We start from the raw sequence: 211 nt of genomic DNA, 5'->3' as shown, positions 1-211 counted from the left end.
TAAAATTTGATTTAATTTTTTTATTAATCTTATCCCATCCTCCACAAAATTGAACAATTTTATTCGCAATGAAACTATCGTGACAGGCTATCATCACTTCAACGGCATCTTGCAGTGCCAAGGTTTCTCTATTCTGAAAGTGAGGATATAGTTCATTACTATCTTCTTTTGGATTAAAACTAATATCTTGTACAATGTCATTCCATTTATA

At 30.3% G+C, this 211-nt stretch carries 1 protein-coding gene; it reads right to left on the bottom strand.

Annotation, left to right across the window (positions count from 1 at the left end; genetic code table 11):
• Positions 1-211: serine hydrolase (locus V7150_RS26510; protein WP_420490340.1), on the bottom strand; the 211-nt coding region annotated here is incomplete at both ends.

It is taken from the genome of Neobacillus drentensis (assembly GCF_036965245.1).
Lineage (GTDB): Bacteria > Bacillota > Bacilli > Bacillales > Cytobacillaceae > Neobacillus > Neobacillus drentensis_G.
This window is presented reverse-complemented; position numbering and strand designations above follow the sequence as displayed.